The organism is Thermoplasmata archaeon (assembly GCA_035622275.1).
Taxonomy (GTDB): Archaea; Thermoplasmatota; Thermoplasmata; order Lutacidiplasmatales; family UBA184; genus Lutacidiplasma.
Genome location: DASPVQ010000007.1, coordinates 46,291 through 65,808 on the forward strand (window position 1 = coordinate 46,291; position 19,518 = coordinate 65,808).

A 19,518-nucleotide genomic window follows, 5' to 3' on the forward strand; every position below is an offset into this window, starting at 1 on the left:
GGACGCGACGGGGCGCCGACGGACGACCGGTCCGCTCGAACGAGCCAAACCGTTTTCCGTGCTGCCGGGGTCGGGCGCCCGATGGCGGAGCTCCCGATCGTCGTCGTCGCCGATCCCATCGACCGCACGGCGCTCGAACGCCTGCGCGCCGGCCCCTGCCGGGTGCGGGACGCGAGCGCGGACCCTGCGTCGCTGCGGGCCCACCTCGCGGACGCCTGGGGGCTCGTGGTGCGCAGCCGCACGAAGGTGACGGCCGACCTGCTCGGCGCGGCGCCCCGGCTCGCGCTGGTCGCCCGGGCCGGTGTCGGCGTCGACAACATCGACATGTCGGCCGCGGGCGCGCGCGGCATCCGGGTCGTCAACGCTCCGGCCGCGGCGACCGCGAGCGTCGCGGAGCTCACGGTCGCCCTCTACCTCCTCCTCCTGCGGGGCCTCTACCCCGCGATCGCCGCGACCAAGGGTGGCCGCTGGGAGCGGGGCGGCCACGGCCGCGAGCTGGCCGGAAAGACCGTCGGGTTCGTCGGCTACGGCCGCATCGCGCGCGAGGTCGCGCGTCGCATCGGGGCGTTCGGCGCGAGCGCGATCGCCTTCGACCCGTTCGTGGCGACGGCGCCGGACCGAACGGAGATGCTGGCGCTCGACGCGCTGCTCGCCCGAGCGGACGTCGTGAGCCTCCACGCCGCCCTCACCGACTCGAACCGCCACCTGATCGACGCCGCGGCGCTGGCCAAAATGCGCCCCGGCAGCTACCTGGTGAACGTCGCCCGGGGGCCCCTCGTCGACGAGCGCGCGCTTCTCGCGGCGCTGCGCGAGGGCCGGCTCGCGGGGGCGGCCCTCGACGTCTTCGAGGTCGAGCCGCCGACGGACCGAGAGCTGCTCGAGCGACCGGACGTGATCGCGACGCCGCACCTCGGGGCGATGACGACGGAGGGGCAGGCGCGCGCCGGGGCGGAGATCGTCGACGAGGTGCTGCGCGCGGCGCGCGGTGAGCCGCTGTCGAACCTCGTCGCGATGCCCGGAGGGCCCGCATGACGTTCGACCCCGAGACCACGACGTTCCTGATCGCCGGGCCGGTGCGCATCCACCCCCGCGTGCTGCGCGCGATGTCGATGCCCTCGCTCAACCATCGGGGCGACTACTTCCACGGCATCGTCGGCGAAATCCGCGAGCTGATGCCGGTGCTGTTCGGCGCGAAGGGCCATCAGCTGGTCCTCTCCGGCAGCGGGACCGCCGGGCTCGAGGCGATGTACGCCGCGCTCGTCCCGAAGGACCGGCGCGCGCTGGTGCTGACCAACGGCAACTTCGGCGAGCGCTCCGAGGCGATCGTGCGCCGCTACGCGGGCGCGGTCAGCGTCCTCAGCGCCCCGTGGGGCCAGTCGATCCCGGCCGACGCGGTCCGGGCCGAGCTCGAGAAGGGGGACGTCGGCGCCGTCTGCGTCGTCCACAACGAGACGAGCGTGGGGCTGGCGAACGACCTCGCCGCGCTCGCACCCGCCGTGCGCGCCTCCGGCGCGCTGTTCCTGGTGGACGGGATCAGCGCCGTCGCCGGGATCCCCGTCGAGCTCGAGGCCTGGGGGATCGACGCGATCGTCGCGGGCAGCCAGAAGGGACTCGCCGCGCCCGCCGGGCTCGCGCTCCTGCACCTGTCGGATCGCGCGGTCGCGGCGCTGCACCCGGGCACCTACTACCTCGACCTCGCCGCCCACCTCAAATCGCTCGAGAAGAACGACACCCCCTGGACCCCCGCGGTACCGCTGTTCCTCGCGCTCCGCGAGGCGCTCATCCTCCTGCGCGAGGAAGGGCTCGAGCGCCGGCTCGCCCGGACCCACCGGCTCGCCGAAGCGTCCCGCGCCGCGGTCGACGCGCTGGGCCTCGAGCTGTTCCCCGAGCGCCGCCATGCCTCCGACACCGTGACCGCGGTGCGCAACCCCGAGGGACTCGGGGACCCGCAGCTCCGCAAGGTCCTCGAGCGGGAGTACAACATCCTCGTCCAGGGGGGCCAGGGCACCCTGACCGGCAAGATCTTCCGGATCGGCCACATGGGGATCGCGGACTGGCCGGACCTGCTCGTCACGTTCGCGGCGCTCGAGCGGATCCTCGGCAAGGCCGGGCGCCTCCCGCGCCCCGGCGCGGCGCTGGCCGCGGTCGTCGAGCGGATGCCCTGACCGCCGGCTAGATGTCCACGATCACGCGCGCCCGTCCCCGCTCGAGGTCGAGCACGAGGCCGTGGAACGTGACCGCCTTGACCTCGGTCCGGGCCGGGTGGCGAGCGGGATCGAACGCTTCGCCCCGCACGCTCGCGATGATCGCGGTCGGCGGCCGGCCGATCGGCCGCGCGTGGATCTCGCGGACCACGAACCGGTCGCGCGCCTCGAGCATCAGGAGCTCGGAGAGGTAGGCGACCACCAGCGCGGGCGGGTCGCTCGCCGAGGCGCTGACCGCGCGCTCCTCGGTCGGGCGCACGCGTCCGACCTCCGTGATCAGCGAGAACAGGCCCAGCCCGAGGGCCTCGAACAGCTCGGCGTCGGTCGGCCCCGTGGCCCAGATGCCGACGTCCGCGGTCGTGGGAAAGCGACCCCAGCGCCGGGCGCGCGCCCGGGGCCCGGCGGTGCGCGACGTGCCGGAGGGCAGGGAGTGAGGCGTTTAAGCAGCCGGCCGGTCCTATCGTCGGCTCCCGTGCGCGTCACCCTCGTCGTCCCCACGCTCAACGAAGCGGCCTCGATCGGCCACGTCCTGCGATCGTTCCGGGCGGCGAGCGAGGAGGCCGGCCGGACGCTGTTCGCCGGGCAGGCGGTCGCCTGGGAGACGATCGTGGTCGACGGCGCCTCCTCGGACGGCACGGCGGCGATCGCCGCCGGGGAGGGCGCCCGGGTCCTGATCGAGCGCCGCCGGGGCTACGGCCGCGCCTACCGCACGGGCTTCGCGGCGGCCAGCGGCGACATCCTCGCGACCGCCGACGGCGACGGGACGTACCCGGTCGAGACGGTCCCCGCGCTCGTCCAGAAGCTCGTGCACGAGCGGCTCGACTTCCTCTCGGGCAACCGGATGGCCTACCTCGACCGGCGCGCGATGACGACCGAGCACCGGATCGGGAACCGGGTCCTCAACGTCTTCCTGGGGCTCGCCTACCACCGGTACCTGCGCGAGCTGCCCGGCGGCCGGCTCGCGGACAGCCAGAGCGGCTTCTGGGTGTTCCGCCGCGAGATCCTCGAGCGGGTCCACCTGGGGCAGGACGGGATGGCGTTCAGCGAGGAGCTGAAGATCGAGGCGATCCTGCGGGGGCTGCGGGTCGCGGAGGTCCCGATCCGCTACGGCGAGCGCTGGGGGCGCCCGAAGCTGTCGAGCTGGCGGGACGGCTACCGGAACCTGGTCTTCCTCGCGACGAAGCGGTTCCAGGTGGCGCGGGAGGCGCAGCGAGGGAGCCCCGTACCGTTCGCCTCGGAGCGGGAGCCGACCCCGCCACCCTGAGCGGTCTACTGCGTCTTGCCCGAGCGCTCGCGGGACTTGACCCGAAGTCCCTTGTAGCCGCACTTGCGGCACTGGACCGCGCGAGGTGGGTTCCGGGCGGAGCAGTTCATGCAGATCTTCTTGTTGAGCAGGCGCTCGACCGCCTCGGGGAACGGCATGGGCTCGCGCGGACGCCGCTCCGTCTATAAAGCCTCGGTGGCGGCGTCCTCTTGGCCGCGCCGCTCCTGACCTGCGGTATGCTCTCGCTCGAGGACGGCCGCTGGGCGATCGAGCTCGCCCGGGGCTCGATCGCCGCGCGTCTCGGCCGCGCGCCGAGCGCGGGTCGACGGATCGGGGACCGCGTCCCCCCGACGTTCCGTGAGCCGCGGGGGGCGTTCGTCACGCTCAAGCGCCACCCCTCCGGCGAGCTGCGCGGCTGCATCGGGTATCCGCTGCCGGTCCTGCCGCTCGCGGCGGCGATCGGGCAGGCCGCGGTCGCCGCGGCGACCGAGGATCCCCGCTTCTCCCCGGTACGGGCTGATGAGCTCGACCGGCTCACGCTCGAGGTCTCGGTCCTGTCGGTCCCGGTGCCGGTGCGGGGCCGCACGCCGGCCGAGATCGTCGCCGCGATCCGAGTTGGCCGGGATGGGCTCATCGTCGAGGGGGACGGGACGAGCGGCCTATTGCTGCCGCAGGTCGCCGCCGAGATGGGCTGGTCGGCGGAGGAGCTGCTCGACGGGACCTGCGAGAAGGCGGGGCTCGACCCCGGCGCGTGGCGACGTCCCGGCCCGCTCGTCCGCAGCTTCGAGGCGGAGATCTTCGCGGAGCGGACGCCGGCCGGCGCGGTCGAGCGCGTTGGAGAGTAGCTACGGGGCCCGCCGGACGAGCCGGGCCGAGAAGCCGACGCCGTCGACGTCGAACGAGCGGACCTCGGGTCCGGCGGGCAGCGGCTCGCGCGTGATCTCGAGCGGATCGGCGAGCAGGTCCTTCTCGAGCGCCTCCCGACGGGCGGCGATCGCCTCGTAGAGGGGCGCGGGCGCGCTCACCGTGATCGCGATCGGCTCCAGGTAGCGGAGCCCGAGCTCCTTGCGCGACTGCTGCAGCCGCCGGGCGACCTCCCGCGCGAGGCCCTCGGAGAGCAGCTCGGGGGTGGGCCGCCGCGGCAACGCCGCCACGACGCGTCCGTCCTGCTCCCGCACGACCCAGTCCGTCTCGGGAAAGGCGTCGCCCTCGCCGCGCGGCCTCCGGCGCACCGCGCGCACGTTCAGCTCCTCCGCGAGCAGCCGCGATCCCTCCTCCCCGAGGCCGGCGAGCGCGGGCGTCGGCTCGCCGACGACGACGAGCACCTCGAGCGGGATGCGGGCCCGCACCTGGGCGCGCTGGCGGAGCTCGCGGCCCACCTCGACGAGCGCGCGCACCTCGCGCATCCCCTCCTCGAGGGCGACGTCCCGGGCGGCGAGGCGCTCGGGCCAGGCGGAAAGATGGACCGAGCGCGCCGCGTCCCGGAAGCCGGCGTCGGCGACCTCCTGCTGGACCCACTCGGCCGTGAACGGAAGGAGGGGGGCCGCGATGCGGGCGATCCCTGCCAGCGCGTAGGAGAGCGTCGCGTGCGCGTCCCGGCGCTCGGGACTCTGCGCGTCGGCCCAGAAGCGGGGCCGCGAGCGACGGAGGTACCAGGTGGAGAGGTCGTCGACGAGCTCGCGCAGCGCGAGCGCGCCCGGTCGCGGATCGAAGCGATCGAGCGCGTCGTCGATCGCCTCCCGCGTCGCCTCGAGCCGGGAGAGGAGCCACCGATCGAGCGCCGACGCCGGCCGGGGCCGCTCGGCCGCCGGCGGCAGGCGGTCGGCGCGCGCGTTCTGGACGTGGAAGGCGACGACGTTGCGGAGCGTGCCGAGCGTGCGGTGGCTCGCCCGCTCGATCGCGGCGTCGCCGACGCGCATGTCCCCCGTGAAGTCCTGGACGAGGAACGTCCAGCGGACGGCGTCGCCGCCCAGCCGCTCCAGGAGCGCGAGCGGCTCGAGCACGTTGCCCTTCGACTTCGACATCTTGCGGCCGCTGTCGTCGAGCACCATCCCGTGGGTCAGGCAGACGCGGTAGGCCGGCCGGTCGAACAGCGCGGTCGCGATGACGTGCAGCGTGTAGAACCAGCCGCGGGTCTGATCAAGGCCCTCGCAGATGTAGTCGAGCGGCGCGCCCGCCTCGAACGGCCCGGAGTCGAACGGGTAGTGGAACTGCGCGAAGGGCGCCGAGCCGCTGTCGAACCAGACGTCGATCGTGTAGGGCTCCCGGCGGGCCGGCGCGCCGCAGTCGGGGCAGGCGAGCACGAGGCGGTCGACCGTGACCCGGTGGGGGTCGAACGGCTGCGGCAGCGGTCCACCCAGCCGGTCGGCGAGCTCCGAGAAGCTCCCGACGCACGTCGCGTGGCCGCCCTCGCACCGCCAGATCGGGAGCGGCGTCCCCCAGAAGCGGTTGCGCGAGAGCGCCCAGTCCTTCGCCTCGGTCAGGAAGTTCCCGAACCGGCCGTCGCGCACGTGCGACGGGATCCAGGTGATGCTCGCGTTCGCGCGCACGAGCGCCGGGGTGAACCGGCTCGTGCGCACGAACCAGGAGTCGATCGCGCGGTAGAGCAGCGCGGAGTCGCACCGCCAGCAGTACGGGTAGCTGTGGCGGAGCGATTCCGCCCGGAACACGAGGCCGCGCGCCCGCAGGTCCTCGAGGAGGGTCCGATCGGCGGCCTTGAACGCCTTGCCCGCGACGAGCGGCACCGCGCGCCCGAAGACGCCGCGCGCGTCGAGCGGGTCGAAGACGCCGACGGCCTCGCGGGCCCCGATGCGATAGTCGTCCGGACCGAAGCTCGGCGCGACGTGCACGAAGCCGGTGCCCTCCTCCGCGCTGACGAAGTCGTCGAGGACGACGCGGTAGCGGTTCGGACCAGGGCCGGGGGTATCGAACGGGGGACGGTAGGTCCGGCCCTCCAGCTCGCGACCGAGGAACCGGCGGACCACCTCGGCTCCCTCGGGAAAGTAGCGCGGGAGGGCGGCGCTCGCCAGGGCGATCTCGCCCTCGTCGGTCCGCACGACCGCGTACTCGAGGTCGGCGCGGGCCGCGACCAACAGGTTCGCGGGAAGGGTCCAGGGCGTGGTCGTCCAGACGAGGAGATCGAGCGCGTCGGACCCGCCGTCGATCGGGAAGCGGACCGTCACCGACGGGTCGGTCGTCTCGTGGTAGCCCTGCGCGACCTCGTGCGAGCTCAGCGGCGTCTCGCACCGCGGGCAGTACGGCAGCACGTAGTGACCCCGTTCGAGGAGACCGCGATCGAACAGGCTCTTGAGCGCCCACCAGACGCTCTCGATGTAGTCCGGGTCCATCGTCCGGTAGGCGTGCTCGTAGTCGAGCCAGTAGCCGAGCCGCCAGCTCATCTCCTGCCAGAGGGAGGCGACCTGGAGCGTCGAGGCCCGGCACTCGTCGCAGAACCGCTCGACCCCGAACGCCTCGATCTCCTTCACGGAGTGGATCCCGTGGCGCTTCTCGATCTCGAGCTCGACCGGCAGGCCGTGGCAGTCCCAGCCCGCCATCGAGCTGACGATCCGGTGCCCGCGCATGCGCCGGTAGCGCAGCTGGACGTCCTTGAGCGTCCGCTGGACGACGTGGCCCAGGTGCGGTGCGCCGTTCGCGGTCGGGGGTCCCTCGGTGAAGCGGAACGGCGGTCCGTCCGGGTGCTGCGCGAGGACGCGCGCGGGCACGCCCTCGACCTCCCAGAACTGGCGCACGCGCGCCTGCACGGCGGCCGGCGACGGCGCGCCGACGCCCGGTTCGTCCTCCGCCATCGCCGGCCGACGGGGCCGGGGGATAAAAACGTCCCGCGGGCGGCCGACCGCGCTACCGGGAGAGCCCGTGGGGCGGGGGGGTGCGCGAGACCGGCCCCACGTGCGCGCTCGGGTGCTGGCGGACGATCGTCCCCTCGACCGCCGTGACCTGGGCGCCCGCCCCCAGGACGATCTCGCCGGCGCGCAGGAACCCGACGTCGACCGCTTCGAGATCGGCCCGCTCGGCGTCGATCCGCTCGACGCGCACGCGCGCCGCGCCACCGAACACCTTGCGCAGCAGCTTCGGGACGAGCCCCGGTGGCGGCCCCTTGAGCTCGACCGTCGGGGCCCGGATCTCCCCGAGGGCGGAGTCGGAACGGAAGCGGCCCCTGACGGAGGTCCGCGAGACGATCTCACCGGGGATCGTCAGCCCGCCGTCGAGCTCGAGCAGACCGACGCGCGCCGACGGGACCTCGCCCACTCCGGTGAGCCGCAGGTCCCGTTCGACCGCGAGCGCCGAGCTCGCGATCAGGGTGCCGCGGACCGCGACCGAGCCCGCGTGGAACGTCCCGCTCGCGCGGAGGGTGCCGACGACCGCGAGCGCATCGTGCACGTCGAGCGCTCCGGCGACCTCGAGCGCGCCGTCGGCGCTCACGCGGTCGGCGACGAGGCGGCCTCCGATGGAGAGGAGACCGGCGAACCGGCCCTCCCCGACGTCCACGTCCCCGGTGACCTTCGCCGTGCCCGAGGTCGTCCAGCGCGCCGCCCGCACCCGCTCGCGGCGGATCGCCCCGGCGTCGCGGTAGGCACCGGTCCGGGGCCGAGCCGGTGCCGTCGGCGCGGGCGCGACCGAGGGCGTCGGAGCGGCCGCCGACATCGCGCCCTAGCCCTCCGGCGCGAGCGCGCCCAGGCCCAGGCGCCGGTGCTGCGTCATGATGCAGGCGTCCTCGATGGCGGTGCCGCCGGCCGCCCTCATGATCGCCGCGCCCTCGGGACTCTCGATGCCGAGCTGCATCCAGAGCACCGGGATCCCGCGGGCGACCGCGTCCCGGGCGATCCCCGGCACGTCCTCGCGGCGGCGGAAGACGACGGCGAGATCGACCGGCCGCTCGGCCGGGATCGCCCGGAGCGACGGGTACGAGCGCTCGCCGAGCACCGCGGGAGCCGTCGGGTTCACGGGTACGATCTGGTAGCCGTGGCTGGCGAGGTACCGCGCGATCTCGTTCGAGTCCCGGTCCGGCTTGTCCGAGAGCCCCACGATCGCGATCGTTCTCGCGCGCGAAAAGAGCGCGCGGAGATCCGTGTCGGACGGCCGCATCCGCCGCGCGACGCGGGCCGCTTACAAGACGGTTCCGCCGGCCGGAGCGCGGGCGTCCGGCCGGTAGGCGCGCGGCCGGAGCGGCGGGGGCGCGCCCCAGACGTAGTACACGAGGGCCACCGCGGCCCCCGCGAGGATGAGGCCCCAGCGGAGGCCGGTGGCCGCGGTCGCGTCGACGAGCGAGTAGAACGCGACCGCGTCGTAGGCCCCGTGCAGGAGGGCGATCACCACCAGGTTGCCGCCGCTGCGCGCGTAGGTCGCGGCGAAGGCGAACCCGAGCAGGAAGAGGGTCGGGAAGAGGATCGGCGCGGCGGCCCCGTAGGTCGTCCCGTAGTACAGGTGCACCGCCGCGAACAGGACGCTCGATCCGATCGCCGGCCCGATCCACGTGCCGGCGCGCGCCTGCCAGTAGCCGAAGATGAAGCCGCGGAAGATCGTCTCCTCGCACGCGCCGACCAGGAACGACAGGCCGATCCACAGCCACGGGTCGCCCGCCGCCTCGGTCAGCACCGGGTTCATCCGCTCCAGGAGCTGGAGGGCCGCCGGGTCGACGACCTCGTAGATCACCACGAGCAGCACCAGCACGAGGAAGCTCACGAGCGACAGCACCCCGTACCAGCCGAGGCCCTCGAGGGTGGCCCGCCGCAGCTGCCCAGCCCAGCCGCGCAGCGGCTCGATCCCGACGAGACCGAGGAAGGCGATCAGGGGCAGGCCGTAGACGAGGGCGAGGTCGCCGGGGACGCTCGCATAGACGACGCGCGTGGCGGGCCAGTCCTGCGGCACGAAGTACTGGCTCAGGATGACGAAGACGGTCAGCACGACGCCGGCGACGTAGCGCGCGTCGCGGCCGGGCTTCGGGCTCGGGGCGGAGACCGCCGGTGCCGTCATGCGGTGCGAGGCGCCCCCGGCTACTCAATCGCCCGCCGGCCGCCGCGCCGGAGCGGCGGTCGCGCCGGTCCGCTCGGCGGCGAGGAACGCCGCGAACAGGTCGTCGAGGCTCGCCCGGGCGCTCGCCGCCGAGCGCGCGCGTACGCGCACGACGAGCTCGCGGCCCTCGGCCCGCACTCGGACGTAGTCGGGGTTGTCGGCCGCGACCGCCGCGGCGAGCCGCTCGGCCTCCCGGGAGCTCGCGCAGGCCCGCCGGGCCACGACGGTCACTTCGACGACCGGCGCCTCGCCTTCGTCGGCGGAGATGGGCTCCCTCCCTTCGGTGCGGCGCCCGGTCCGCGGCTCAGCGCGTTGGGCACGATCGGGGCCGTGGTCGTGCGGCGCGCGGTCTCCGTCGCCGCCTGCTCCCGGAGGTAGGCGACGATCGAGGGCCACACTCGGCCGTCCTCGCGCTCCTTGTTCTCGAAGTTGTGCTCGTGGACGAAGCGCGTGAACGCGGCGCGGCTCGCCGCGTCCCAGGTGCCGGTGAGGCGACCGGAGTAGTAGCCCAGCACGCCGAGATCGTGCTGAACGGCCTGGGCGAGCTCGCCCTCGATCGGGAGGAGGGTCGCCGGGTCCTCGCGGGAAAGGAACGTCAGGTCGTAGAGGCGGAAGACCCGCTTGAGTTCCTCGATCGGGGAGGGGTGGTCATCGACCCGCACGTCGATCCACCGCTCGCTGCCGCCGTAGCCGCCACCGGCCCGGACGACGAGCAGCGCGGCCGACTGCATGCCCCGCCGGTCGCCGCCCTCGCGCTGGCCGGCGCTCAGCGCCGCCAACAGCCGGTCGGGGAGGTCGCCGGGCGTCGTCTCGTAGGCCCGGGCCATCGCGCGCACGACCCCGGGTCCGAACAGGATGTTGCCCTGGCAGGCGAAGCCGTCCCCGACCTCGTGGCCCGCCCATTCCAGGCACTCGGCGCCCGTGAACGCCGCCGCGCTCCCCTTCGCGTCCACGACCCCGAGCTGCCGCCGCTCTCGGCCGGGGTCGCTCGCCGTGAGGGCGCGCACGACGTCGGCCGCGCGGGCGCCGGAGCGCAGGCGCGCGAGGCCCTCGGGGCCGTAGGTCGGGTTCGCGTCGGCCTGGGTCGCGACGGCGCCGGCCTCGACCTCGGCCCACGGCACGACCGCGCCCACGCCGAGGAATCGCGACTGCACCGCGACGCCCCAGGCCCCCAGCTCCCGGTCGACGGCGACGATCGAGAACGTCCCGAAGCGCGGGCGCGCCATCGAGAGCGGGTCAGCACCGAGCGCGGCTTAAGCTCGCTCGCGCCGGGCCCCGGCGGAGGCGGCGCCCAGTGCCCCGAGCAGCGCATCGACCTGCTGCGCGGCCGCCGCACGCTCCCCGGCGGCGAGGTGCCGGCGGGCCTCGGAGAGCCAGCCGATCTCGCGTTCGACCGCCTCCCCGCGCGCCCGCAGGGTCGCGAGGAGCCGGGCCGCGAGCGCGAGCCGGTTCGCGATCCGGTCCTCCTCGGGAGAGGGCGGAGCGTCGTCCGGGCCGGCCGGCACGTAGTCGACGAGCCCGCGCGGCCACTGGGTGACCTCCCCCTCGCCGCGGCGCACGCGGCGTCGGCGCGGGGCCGGTTCGCTCTCGGCCACGCGGCCTAGACCTCGCCGGCGGTGGGGCTCGCGGCAGCCGCGGCGGCGGGCGGTGCCCGTGCGGCCGCGACGCGCGGGCGGGGAGCGCGGGAGCGCACGGCGTCCCACACCGCGTCGATCCGCTCGAAGAACGGCCCCCCGGCGCCCTCGGTCTCGAGGAGCGTCCGGGCCTCGGCGACGCGCGGGGCGAGGTCGGCGAGGTCCACCCCGTGCGTTCCGAGCCATTCGACGCTCGCGCGGGCGAGCGCGAGCTGCTCGTCGGCCGCCCGGCGGGCCCGTCGCGCCTCCTTGTCCGCCGGCGCGAGGCCGTGCTCGGGGTCCCAGTGGGGCGGCGTCGGGGCGGGGATCGGGACGCGCAGGGAGCGGAACGGCTCGGGCAGGGTCGGCCAGCGGGGCTCCGCGAAGCGGATGCTGAGGAGATCGAGCGCGCTCAGCGCGTTCGCGTAGTCACCGGCGGCATAGGCGGCCTCGGCCTTCTCGAACGGGGCAATGACCTCCGCGCTCGGCGCGCCCTTCCACGCCTCCAGGAGCAGCGCCACCCGGCAGGGTGCGAGGCGACGGAGGACCTTGCGCTCGGGCGGTTCGGCGGCCGGTGGCGTCGCGCGCGGCTCGGGAGCGGGGTCGGGGGGGCGGTTCGGGGCGCCGGGCACGCTCGGGGGGATCGGGCGTTCAGAGGAACGCCTCGAACTCCTTGGTCACCTCGGGATACTTCTCGTGGACCGCCTTCAGGATGTTGTGGACGCTCAGCTTCTCCAGCCGGACGTCCTGGAGCGCGTCGATGATCTTGTCGAACGTCGCGTCCGAGATCGTGCAGAGCTTCTCCTTGGCGAGCCAGTTGCGGTACAGCTTCTCCTCGAGCCGGGCGCGCCATCCCTTCTCGTAGGCCTGCAGGAACGCCGCCGACGGGTCGCCGGCGCTCACCGCCCGCGCGGCGACCTCGCCGCAGATCTTGCCCGCGATGCAGCCGTTGGCGATGCCGCCGCCGGTGAGCGGGTCGATCATCCGCGCGGCGTCGCCCACGAGCATGAAGCCGTCCGTCACGGTCTGCTTGAGCGGCGCGGAGATCGAGACCCCGCCGCCGACCATGTCGATCTTCTTCCCCTTCGCGTAGCCGGGGTGCTTGTCGATCCACGCGTCGAGGTACGAGCGCGCCTCGGCCATCGACTTGATCTGGCTGACCTGGACCCCGATCCCGACGTTGGCGAGTCCCTCGTCCTTCGGGAACACCCAGACGTAGCCGCCCGGGGCGACCTTGCCCAGGTAGAAGTCGCAGTAGCGGGTGTCGCAGTCGACGTTCGTCATGCGGTACTGCAGGCAGGTGTCCATGTCGCGGAGCGCTAGGTTCGTCGGGAGCCCGGCCCACCGGCCGATCTGGCTCTCGAAGCCGTCGGCGCCGATGGTGACCGGGGCGCGGATCTCGAACGACTCGCCGAACTGCTTGGCCCGGACGCCGACGATGCGGCCGCCCTCCTTGAGGACGCCCACCGCCGAGGTCTTCAGGACGACCTCGGCGCCGGCGTTCGCCGCGTCGATCGCGAGCTGCTTGTCGAAGCCGTCCCGCTCGACGACGTAGCCGACCTCGTTGCCGGCATGTTTCTCGTTGATCTCGAAGACCTTCTCGCTGGGGGAGAAGATGCGGGCGCCCTCGACCTCGACGTTGATCCACTTGCCCGGCTTGATCCCGACCTCGCCGAGCCACTCCTTGCTCATCCCCTCGCCGCAGCGTACCGGGCTCCCGATCTCCTGGCGCTTCTCGATCATGAGCACGCGGGCGCCGCTCTTCGCGGCCCACTTCGCGGTCATGCTACCCGCCGGGCCGGCCCCGACGACGAGGACGTCGGTCTTCCGGTCCGCTACCATGGAGCCCCCGACCTCGCGGCGGCGCTAGCCGATCTCGATCGCCCCGACCGGGCACGCCCGGACGCAGATCTCGCACCGGGTGCAGATCCGCTCATCGAAGGTGATCCGGGTCTCGTCCAGATAGATGCAGTTCAGCGGGCAGATCCCGACGCAGGCCCCGCAGTAGATGCACAGCTGTCCGGACGACTCGATGTGCAGCGACTTCTTGCTCGGCACCGAACGCGCCTCGCTGCGCACCGGACCCTGCGCTATTAAAGGCTAGCGCGGAGGGGTGGCCCGAGCCGCTGGGCCGGCGAGCGCCTCGGGCGCCGGGGGCGGCGGCACGTGCTCCGCCAGCCAGCGCTCGGCGTCGATCGCGGCCATGCTGCCCGCGCCCGCCGCCGTGACCGCCTGGCGGTAGCGGTGGTCGTGCACGTCGCCGGCGGCGAAGACACCCTCCACGCTCGTGCGCGTGTGGTCGTGCACGTGGAGGTAGCCCTTCTCGTCGAGCTCGACCGCGTCGCGGAAGACGTCGGTCGCCGGGTCGTAGCCGATCGCGACGAAGAGGCCCCCCACCGCGAGCTCGCTCCTCCGGCCGCTCGGCCGGTGGACGAGCGCGAGGCCCTCGACGCGCTCGCGCCCGAGCACCTCGACGACCTCGGTGTCGAGCAGGAAGGAGATCTTGGGGTGCGCGCGCGCCCGCTCCTGCATGATCACGCTCGCCCGCAGCGCGTTGCGGCGGTGGATGATCGTGACGTGCGGCGAGAAGTTGGTCAGGAAGAGGGCCTCCTCCATCGCGGTGTCCCCGCCCCCGACAACGGCGAGCGGTTTGCCCTTGAAGAAGAAGCCATCGCAGGTCGCGCACGCCGAGACCCCGCGGCCCTTGTGGGCGGTCTCGGACGGAAGGCCGAGCCATCGCGCCGTCGCCCCGGTGGCGATGATCACCGCGTCCGCGAGCAGCGTCCCCCGGGTCCCCGTGGTCAGGCGGAAGGGCCGCGCGCGGAAGTCGACGGCCGTGACCGCATCGTCCACGAACTCCGCCCCGAACCGCGCGGCCTGACGGCGCATGCGATCGACCAGCTCCGGTCCCTGGATCCCCTCGGGAAAGCCCGGGTAGTTCTCGACCTCGGTCGTGATCAGGAGCTGTCCGCCGGCCGGGACGCCCGTGACGACGATCGGGCGGAGCTCGGCCCGCGCGGCGTACAGGGCGGCGGTCAGCCCGGCGGGGCCGCTGCCGACGATGACGAGGCGGGTGTGGGCGGCGGCGGCCATCGTCCGACGAGGGGGGCCGGGGTTAAAGCGGCCGCCTACGGCCTCGGGGGCGGCAGCCGGAGCCGCTCGGCGTCGACCGCCGCCCCGTAGTCCGATCGGAAGAAGAGGAGGGGCAGCGCGTCCGCGCCGGCTTCCGCGTGTTCGACGATCCCGATGAGGAGAACGTGGTCGAAGAGGGGCACCCGGCGCTCGACGCGGCACTCGAGCGCGCCGAGGCTGCCGTCGATCAGCGGCGAGCCGCCGGGCGCGCGCCGCAGCGGCACGTCGCGGAACTTCTCGCGCGGTGGGATCGTACGGGCGAACCGCTCGCTCAGCGCGCGCTGCTCGACCGACAGGAAGCTCGCCGCGAAGCGCCCGCTCTGCTCGATCACGGGCAGGGTGTCGGCGTCCCGGGTCAGGCTGACCAGCAGCGAGGGCGGGTCGAGAGCGATCGAGGTGAGAGCGTTGACCGTGAGGCCCGCGTCCCCGCCCGGGCCCGAGGCGGTCACGACGGCCACGCCGGTCGCCCAGCGGGACATCAGCGCGCGGAAGCGCGCGGGCGGGACGGTCGGCGGAGAGAGCGTCACTCGTCCCGCCACTGGAAGAAGCGGACCGCGAGCAGGAAGATCGCGATCGCGATCACGAAGACGATCAGCGCGTCGGTGAGGGCCCGCGCGGTGTTGGTGAACAGCATCACCTGGTTCATGCCGTCGATGACGTAGTAGAGCGGGAGGAGATGGGCGAACGCCTGCAGCGCGGGCGGGAATCCCGAGACCGGGAAGAACGTCCCCGAGAGGAACATCATCGGGAAAGTGATGATGTTGCCGATCAGGGCCGCGCTCTCCGCCGTCTTCGCGACGGAGCCCGCGAGCATGCCCAGCGACACGAAGAGGAGCGGGCCCACGATCAGGAACGGGACGATCCCGAGGGTGAGATGGACGTGAGCTCCGAACAGTACGACGCCGGCCCCGATCATGATGCCGGCGGTGACGAACGTGAGCCCCATGTACCACAGGATGTGGGAGGTCAGCCACTCGGCCCGCGTGAGCGGGGTCAACGAGAGCTGGCGGAAGATCCCGTCCTTGCGGTAGGAGGCGGCGATGTCGACCATCGAGAACATCGGGCTCGTCAGGATCGTAAAGCCGATGAGCCCCGGGATCAGGTAGTCGATGTAGGTGTAGACCGGGCTCCCGACGTTGCGCATCTCGACTCCGAGGATCGCGGTGCCGTTCGCGGCGTACAGGTTGAAGGCGTTCGTGACGCCGGTCACCGCGTAGGTCACCTCGCCGGCGCTCGACGCGTCCTGGGGGTCGGTGTAGAGCGTCACGTTGACCGGGCGATGGGCCGCGAAGTCGGCCCCGAAGCCGTCGGGGATCACGAGGCCGACCGGGTCGTCGGCCGCGCCGAGGTTCGACGCGAAGTTCGATTCGTTCCAGCTGACGAACGAGAGCGAGACGACCGTGGTGTTGTTCAGCGCCCCCAGGAACTCCTGGCTCGCGGGGGAGTCGTGGTCCAGGTTCAGGACCGTCACCGGCACGACGACCGAGCTCGCGCCCGAGAAGATGAGGCCGAACAAGGCGATCAGGATGATCGGGAAGAACAGCGAGAAGAACAGGGCGACCGGGTTCCGCAGGTACGAGCGGACCACGACCTTGAGGTCGGCGGCGATGTGGCGCGGCCTCACGCGGGCGCCTCCGACTTGAGCGTGCCATCGTCCATCGCGCCGACCAGGCGCACGAACACGTCCTCGAGCGTGTCCTGTACCGTCGAGAACGTCGTCCAGGGGATCCCGCTCGCCTCGACCGCGCTGAGGACCCTCAGCGCGTCGGTCTTGGCGGCGAGCTCGACCTCCACGTGCCCGTCGACCGCGCTCGCGCTCACCCCGAGGTGGGCGCGCAGGTACTCGGCGAGCGCCGGACCGGCCTCGATCCGCAGGCGCTCCGGGCGTCCCCGCGTCGCGATGATCTCGGCCGGCGCGCCCTCGGCGATGATCGAACCGTGGTGGATGATCGCGACGTGATCGGCGAGGAGCTGCGCCTCCTCTAGGTAGTGCGTCGTCAAGAAGACCGTCCGTCCCTGCGCCTTGAGCGAGCGGATCACCTGCCAGATCGTCCGCCGCGCGGTCGGGTCGAGGCCGGTCGTGGGCTCGTCGAGAAAGCAGATCTCGGGGTCGTTGGTCAGGGCGAGCGCCAGGCCGAGCTTCTGCTTCTGGCCCCCCGACAGGTTCTCGAATCGCGCGTCCGCCTTGTCGTCGAGCTGGACCTGGCGCAGGAGCGCCATCGGCTCCACGTCGCGATGGAACAGGCTCGCGTAGTACTCGACGCCCTCGCGCGGCGTGATCTTGTCGAAGAAGCGGAAGCCCTGCGGGATCACGCCGATCCGCCGGTGCAGCGCGGCGCTCTCGGTCCACGGGTCGAGGCCCAGGACCTGGGCCTCGCCCTGGGAGCGACGCCGCAGCCCCTCGAGGATCTCGGTCGTCGTGGTCTTGCCGGCGCCGTTGGGCCCGAGGAACGCGAACACGGAGCCCGCGGCGACGCGGAAGTCGATGCCGGCGACCGCGACAACGTCGGCGTACCGCTTGACGAGGTTCGAGACCTCGATGGCGTCGGCCATCGCCGCCGCTCTGAGCCGGGAGGTTAAGAAGGCTACCCGGCGGGCTCGGTGCGCAGCTCGGCCTCGGTCCCGGAAGCGACTCGGCGGGCGGGTCCGCCGGCATCCACGTCGAGCGCCCCCGGCCCCGACCAGCCGACCGTGAGCCGACCCCCCTCCCAGCGTACCGTCGCGGTGCCGGCCCCGACGCGCAGCCGTTCGATCGCGGCCGAGCGCCACGCGGCCGGGAACGTGGGCCGGATCGACAGGCGGCCCGCGGGTGCGTCGACGCGCAGGCCCCACAGGCGCTCGAAGAGGACGGTGAGGAACGGCGCGACGCTGAAGCCGAGCAGGAAGCAGGAGTCGAACGGCTCCGGCCGGTCCCCCCGGTAGCACTCGTTCGCATACCCTTCCTCCGCCGCCAGGCGGTCGGCGATCGTGCCGAGGTAGCGCGCGCCGGTCTCGGCCTCGCCCGCCACGAGCGCCGCGTCCGCGGCCCAGGCGGTCGCGATCGTCCAGACCTGGCCGCCGTGGTAGGCGATCGGGTCGAAGCTCGGATCGCGCGACGACAGCGTGCGCACCCCCCACGGCGTGGTGAGATCGTCGCGAAGGGCGCGCGCGACGTAGGCCCGCGCCTCGTCCCGGCCAAAGAGGCCGGCGCTGACCGCCCGCAGCGCGTTCGGCCGGATCTGCGCGACCGGACGGCCGTCGCGGATCGAATCGTAGAGGTAGCCCTCCTCGGCCCAGCGGTAGGCGCGGCGGAGGGTCGTCGCGAGCCGATCGGCCGCGCCCGCGCCCAGGGCCGTCCCGGGGTGCGACGCGCCGCCTGCCGACCGCCGTTCCATGAGGGCGAGGGTCTGCCACCAGAGCACCTGGACGTCGATCGCATGCGAGCGTCGATCGGCCGAGTCCCAGATCGTGGTGTCGGGCGCGTCGATGCCGTAGCCGACCCGCGCCAGCCCCCCGGTCGCATCGCTGATCTCCTCCGCCTCGCCGCCATTGCGCAGCAGCCCCGTGGCCGGGTCGGTGCGGGCCGCGCCCCAGGAGACGATCCGCTCGAGAGCCCGCGACCACTCCGCCGGCAGGCCTCCCGCACCGCTGTGCCGTCGCCAGGCGTCGATCAGCGCCGGAAAGTAGAGGGTCGTGTCGGAGGTGCCGTAGAAGAAGACGGGACCCGGCGCGAGCTGCATCGGCAGTTCGCCCTCCTCGCCGCCGAGCAACGGCACCGCGGTCCGGGACTGGAAGCGCAGCACGGTGTCGATCGACCGTTGCACCCAGTCAAAATCACCCAGCCACAGGAGCGCGGGCAGCATCCAGCCGAGGTCCCGGCACCAGAGGGCGGAGTACCACGGGTAACCGGCGACGAGTCCGGTCATCTCCGTCTCGGGCGCGCAGTAGAGCCGGCGCAGTGCCGCCGCCGCGCGCGCGTAGGCGACCTCGAGCTCGGGCGCCTGGGGGAAGCGAAGGGACGGGAGCCGGCCGGTCCACGCACGATCCGCGGCCGCCACGGCCTGAGCAGCGCCGACGGGATCGGCGAGGACGCAACGCGCGGCCTCGTCCGCGCGGTCCAGGTCCCGGAGGAGGCCGCCCGAGATCAGCACGCGGAGCTCGCCGACCGCGCCGGGGCCCACCGCGAGCTCGTACTCCACGCCCAGCTCGTCGACGCGCGCGCGACGGCGTCCGCCGATCCAGGATCCCCGGTTCACGAACAGCCGGCTGGGCGCCGGGCTCGAGCGGACCGAGAGACCGAACCCGCGCTGCCGGACGCGCAGCTCCTCGGCCGACGTCTCGAGGTCGAACCAGTGCGGGCGGATCCCCTCGACGAGGACCGGTACGAGGAACGGGACGAACGAGCTCGTCACGGTGACGGTGCGAGCGCCCGAATCGGATCCCGCGCAGCGCAGGGTGCGCACCACGCCCGGCGCGTCCGAGACCGCGCTCACGCTCTGGTCGACCTCGAGGTCCTGCCAACGGTGGCGACTGTGCCAGCCGCCGTCGCCGAGCCGTCCCTCCACGCGCGTGGAGGGGAGCGTCGCGTCGACGCCGTCGAGCCGGAGGTCGAACCGCCAGGCGCCGGTCAGCCGGATGCACTGGGCGGTCACGCCTCCGCACTCGACGACGGTCCCCCGCATCTCGCGGGCCAGCTCGACGTCCCCACGCCCGTCGAGGAGGGCGGCGGACGCGAGGCCGGTCAAGAGGATCGGACGCGGTGGCGGAGGCGGGGGAAGCGACGCGCTCACGCTGCCTCCGCGATCGCGCGCGGCCGGTCCCGTATGACGAGCCAGACCGTGGGCGGGATCGCCGACGTCTCGAACTCGAGGCGGATCACGAGCGGCTCGGCCGTGCTCGGAGCCCCGCCGACCAGCCGGAACTCGAGCCGTTCGCCGGGCCCGAAGGCGAGCGGCGCGTCGGCGGTGAGCGCCGCCGCGCTCCGCCAGGGCGTTCCGGGACCGGCTCGCAGTTCGACTCGCTCCGCCGGCAGCGGGACCCGGTCCACGAGCACCCGCACCGACCGGAACGCGCCGACGCGCAGCGGCGGATTATCGAGCGCGAACCGGAGGTCGGGACCGGAGCGGACGAGCGAACCGGCCTCGTAGACCGACTCCTCGACGGTCTCCGCCACCCAGGCCAGTGCCTCGATGGCGTGCGTCCCGTAGTCGATGCCGATCGACACCGCCTGGCGCGCGAGCGAGAGCCAGGAACCGGAACGGTGCATCCGCACGGCGCGGGGAGCCGGTCGGACGCT

At 73.7% G+C, this 19,518-nt stretch carries 22 protein-coding genes; 4 read left to right on the plus strand and 18 right to left on the minus strand.

The window, feature by feature from the left end; translation table 11 throughout:
* The first annotated feature begins 81 nt into the window (after positions 1–81).
* Together VEL82_02605 and VEL82_02610 are read left to right on the plus strand one after the other, a co-directional pair.
* Positions 82–1,032, plus strand: coding sequence for an NAD(P)-dependent oxidoreductase (locus VEL82_02605; protein ID HXW66756.1), 951 nt, complete (start codon positions 82–84; stop codon positions 1,030–1,032).
* Complete coding sequence (locus VEL82_02610; GenBank protein ID HXW66757.1) at positions 1,029–2,165, plus strand: alanine--glyoxylate aminotransferase family protein; 1,137 nt, start codon at positions 1,029–1,031, stop codon at positions 2,163–2,165. The genes VEL82_02605 and VEL82_02610 overlap by 4 nt, the downstream gene beginning before the upstream one ends.
* A gap of 7 nt (positions 2,166–2,172) precedes the next feature.
* Here VEL82_02610 and VEL82_02615 read toward each other — a convergent pair whose 3' ends face one another.
* Positions 2,173–2,631: an archease gene (locus VEL82_02615; GenBank protein ID HXW66758.1), complete on the minus strand. Its 459-nt coding sequence runs from the start codon at positions 2,629–2,631 to the stop codon at positions 2,173–2,175.
* Between the two features lie 45 nt (positions 2,632–2,676).
* Here VEL82_02615 and VEL82_02620 point away from each other — a divergent pair, with 45 nt between their 5' ends.
* Positions 2,677–3,468, plus strand: coding sequence for a glycosyltransferase (locus VEL82_02620; GenBank protein ID HXW66759.1), 792 nt, complete (start codon positions 2,677–2,679; stop codon positions 3,466–3,468).
* 5 nt (positions 3,469–3,473) lie between these two features.
* Here the strand turns inward: VEL82_02620 and VEL82_02625 are convergent, their stop codons facing one another.
* Complete coding sequence (locus VEL82_02625) at positions 3,474–3,626, minus strand: 50S ribosomal protein L40e (GenBank protein HXW66760.1); 153 nt, start codon at positions 3,624–3,626, stop codon at positions 3,474–3,476.
* 51 nt (positions 3,627–3,677) lie between these two features.
* On the opposite strand from VEL82_02625, the gene VEL82_02630 reads away from it, so the two are divergent.
* A complete protein-coding gene (locus tag VEL82_02630; protein ID HXW66761.1) occupies positions 3,678–4,313 on the plus strand; it encodes a TIGR00296 family protein in 636 nt (211 codons plus the stop codon).
* On the opposite strand, the gene ileS is transcribed toward VEL82_02630, so the two are convergent.
* Genes ileS through VEL82_02710 form a run of 16 tightly spaced genes read right to left on the minus strand, consistent with a single transcriptional unit; the run spans position 4,314 to position 19,494 of the window.
* Positions 4,314–7,274, minus strand: coding sequence for an isoleucine--tRNA ligase (ileS, locus tag VEL82_02635; GenBank protein HXW66762.1), 2,961 nt, complete (start codon positions 7,272–7,274; stop codon positions 4,314–4,316).
* Between the two features lie 52 nt (positions 7,275–7,326).
* Complete coding sequence (locus VEL82_02640; GenBank protein ID HXW66763.1) at positions 7,327–8,130, minus strand: hypothetical protein; 804 nt, start codon at positions 8,128–8,130, stop codon at positions 7,327–7,329.
* Between the two features lie 6 nt (positions 8,131–8,136).
* Positions 8,137–8,571: a CoA-binding protein gene (locus VEL82_02645; protein HXW66764.1), complete on the minus strand. Its 435-nt coding sequence runs from the start codon at positions 8,569–8,571 to the stop codon at positions 8,137–8,139.
* A gap of 21 nt (positions 8,572–8,592) precedes the next feature.
* Positions 8,593–9,459, minus strand: coding sequence for a type II CAAX endopeptidase family protein (locus tag VEL82_02650; GenBank protein ID HXW66765.1), 867 nt, complete (start codon positions 9,457–9,459; stop codon positions 8,593–8,595).
* A 24-nt stretch (positions 9,460–9,483) separates the two neighbouring features.
* On the minus strand, positions 9,484–9,729 hold the full coding sequence (locus tag VEL82_02655) for a KEOPS complex subunit Pcc1 (GenBank protein HXW66766.1): 246 nt from the start codon (positions 9,727–9,729) through the stop codon (positions 9,484–9,486).
* A complete protein-coding gene (locus VEL82_02660; protein ID HXW66767.1) occupies positions 9,726–10,724 on the minus strand; it encodes a DUF1028 domain-containing protein in 999 nt (332 codons plus the stop codon). Before VEL82_02660 ends, VEL82_02655 begins: the two co-directional genes overlap by 4 nt.
* Before the next feature lie 27 nt (positions 10,725–10,751).
* Positions 10,752–11,093, minus strand: a complete 342-nt coding sequence (locus VEL82_02665; protein HXW66768.1) for a hypothetical protein — start codon at positions 11,091–11,093, stop codon at positions 10,752–10,754.
* A gap of 5 nt (positions 11,094–11,098) precedes the next feature.
* Complete coding sequence (locus VEL82_02670) at positions 11,099–11,743, minus strand: hypothetical protein (GenBank protein ID HXW66769.1); 645 nt, start codon at positions 11,741–11,743, stop codon at positions 11,099–11,101.
* Positions 11,744–11,762: 19 nt separating this feature from the next.
* The gene (locus tag VEL82_02675) at positions 11,763–12,953 is read right to left on the minus strand and encodes an NAD(P)/FAD-dependent oxidoreductase (GenBank protein ID HXW66770.1); all 1,191 of its coding nucleotides are present in this window, start codon (positions 12,951–12,953) and stop codon (positions 11,763–11,765) included.
* 24 nt (positions 12,954–12,977) lie between these two features.
* Positions 12,978–13,169, minus strand: coding sequence for a 4Fe-4S binding protein (locus tag VEL82_02680; protein ID HXW66771.1), 192 nt, complete (start codon positions 13,167–13,169; stop codon positions 12,978–12,980).
* 42 nt (positions 13,170–13,211) lie between these two features.
* On the minus strand, positions 13,212–14,204 hold the full coding sequence (gene trxB, locus VEL82_02685) for a thioredoxin-disulfide reductase (protein ID HXW66772.1): 993 nt from the start codon (positions 14,202–14,204) through the stop codon (positions 13,212–13,214).
* A gap of 35 nt (positions 14,205–14,239) precedes the next feature.
* Positions 14,240–14,770 carry a flavin reductase family protein gene (locus VEL82_02690; protein HXW66773.1) on the minus strand — a complete coding sequence of 177 codons (531 nt, stop codon included), beginning with the start codon at positions 14,768–14,770 and terminating at the stop codon, positions 14,240–14,242.
* Positions 14,767–15,867 (minus strand): ABC transporter permease, encoded by a 1,101-nt coding sequence (locus VEL82_02695; protein HXW66774.1) that lies wholly within the window; start codon positions 15,865–15,867, stop codon positions 14,767–14,769. The genes VEL82_02690 and VEL82_02695 overlap by 4 nt, the downstream gene beginning before the upstream one ends.
* Positions 15,864–16,796 carry an ABC transporter ATP-binding protein gene (locus tag VEL82_02700; protein HXW66775.1) on the minus strand — a complete coding sequence of 311 codons (933 nt, stop codon included), beginning with the start codon at positions 16,794–16,796 and terminating at the stop codon, positions 15,864–15,866. Before VEL82_02700 ends, VEL82_02695 begins: the two co-directional genes overlap by 4 nt.
* A 32-nt stretch (positions 16,797–16,828) precedes the next feature.
* Positions 16,829–19,012 (minus strand): amylo-alpha-1,6-glucosidase, encoded by a 2,184-nt coding sequence (locus VEL82_02705; GenBank protein ID HXW66776.1) that lies wholly within the window; start codon positions 19,010–19,012, stop codon positions 16,829–16,831.
* Complete coding sequence (locus VEL82_02710; protein ID HXW66777.1) at positions 19,009–19,494, minus strand: hypothetical protein; 486 nt, start codon at positions 19,492–19,494, stop codon at positions 19,009–19,011. The genes VEL82_02705 and VEL82_02710 overlap by 4 nt, the downstream gene beginning before the upstream one ends.
* Between the last annotated feature and the right edge of the window lie 24 nt (positions 19,495–19,518).

What these genes read in the sequence shown, in the direction of transcription:
- VEL82_02660 (HXW66767.1), bottom strand. Translation starts at nt 10,724, where the DNA reads ATGGCGCGCCCGCGCTTCGGGACGTTCTCGATCGTCGCCGTCGACCGG.
- VEL82_02610 (HXW66757.1), top strand. Translation starts at nt 1,029, where the DNA reads ATGACGTTCGACCCCGAGACCACGACGTTCCTGATCGCCGGGCCGGTG.
- ileS (HXW66762.1), bottom strand. Translation starts at nt 7,274, where the DNA reads ATGGCGGAGGACGAACCGGGCGTCGGCGCGCCGTCGCCGGCCGCCGTG.
- VEL82_02640 (HXW66763.1), bottom strand. Translation starts at nt 8,130, where the DNA reads ATGTCGGCGGCCGCTCCGACGCCCTCGGTCGCGCCCGCGCCGACGGCA.
- VEL82_02605 (HXW66756.1), top strand. Translation starts at nt 82, where the DNA reads ATGGCGGAGCTCCCGATCGTCGTCGTCGCCGATCCCATCGACCGCACG.
- VEL82_02650 (HXW66765.1), bottom strand. Translation starts at nt 9,459, where the DNA reads ATGACGGCACCGGCGGTCTCCGCCCCGAGCCCGAAGCCCGGCCGCGAC.
- VEL82_02625 (HXW66760.1), bottom strand. Translation starts at nt 3,626, where the DNA reads ATGCCGTTCCCCGAGGCGGTCGAGCGCCTGCTCAACAAGAAGATCTGC.
- VEL82_02645 (HXW66764.1), bottom strand. Translation starts at nt 8,571, where the DNA reads ATGCGGCCGTCCGACACGGATCTCCGCGCGCTCTTTTCGCGCGCGAGA.
- trxB (HXW66772.1), bottom strand. Translation starts at nt 14,204, where the DNA reads ATGGCCGCCGCCGCCCACACCCGCCTCGTCATCGTCGGCAGCGGCCCC.
- VEL82_02675 (HXW66770.1), bottom strand. Translation starts at nt 12,953, where the DNA reads ATGGTAGCGGACCGGAAGACCGACGTCCTCGTCGTCGGGGCCGGCCCG.
- VEL82_02700 (HXW66775.1), bottom strand. Translation starts at nt 16,796, where the DNA reads ATGGCCGACGCCATCGAGGTCTCGAACCTCGTCAAGCGGTACGCCGAC.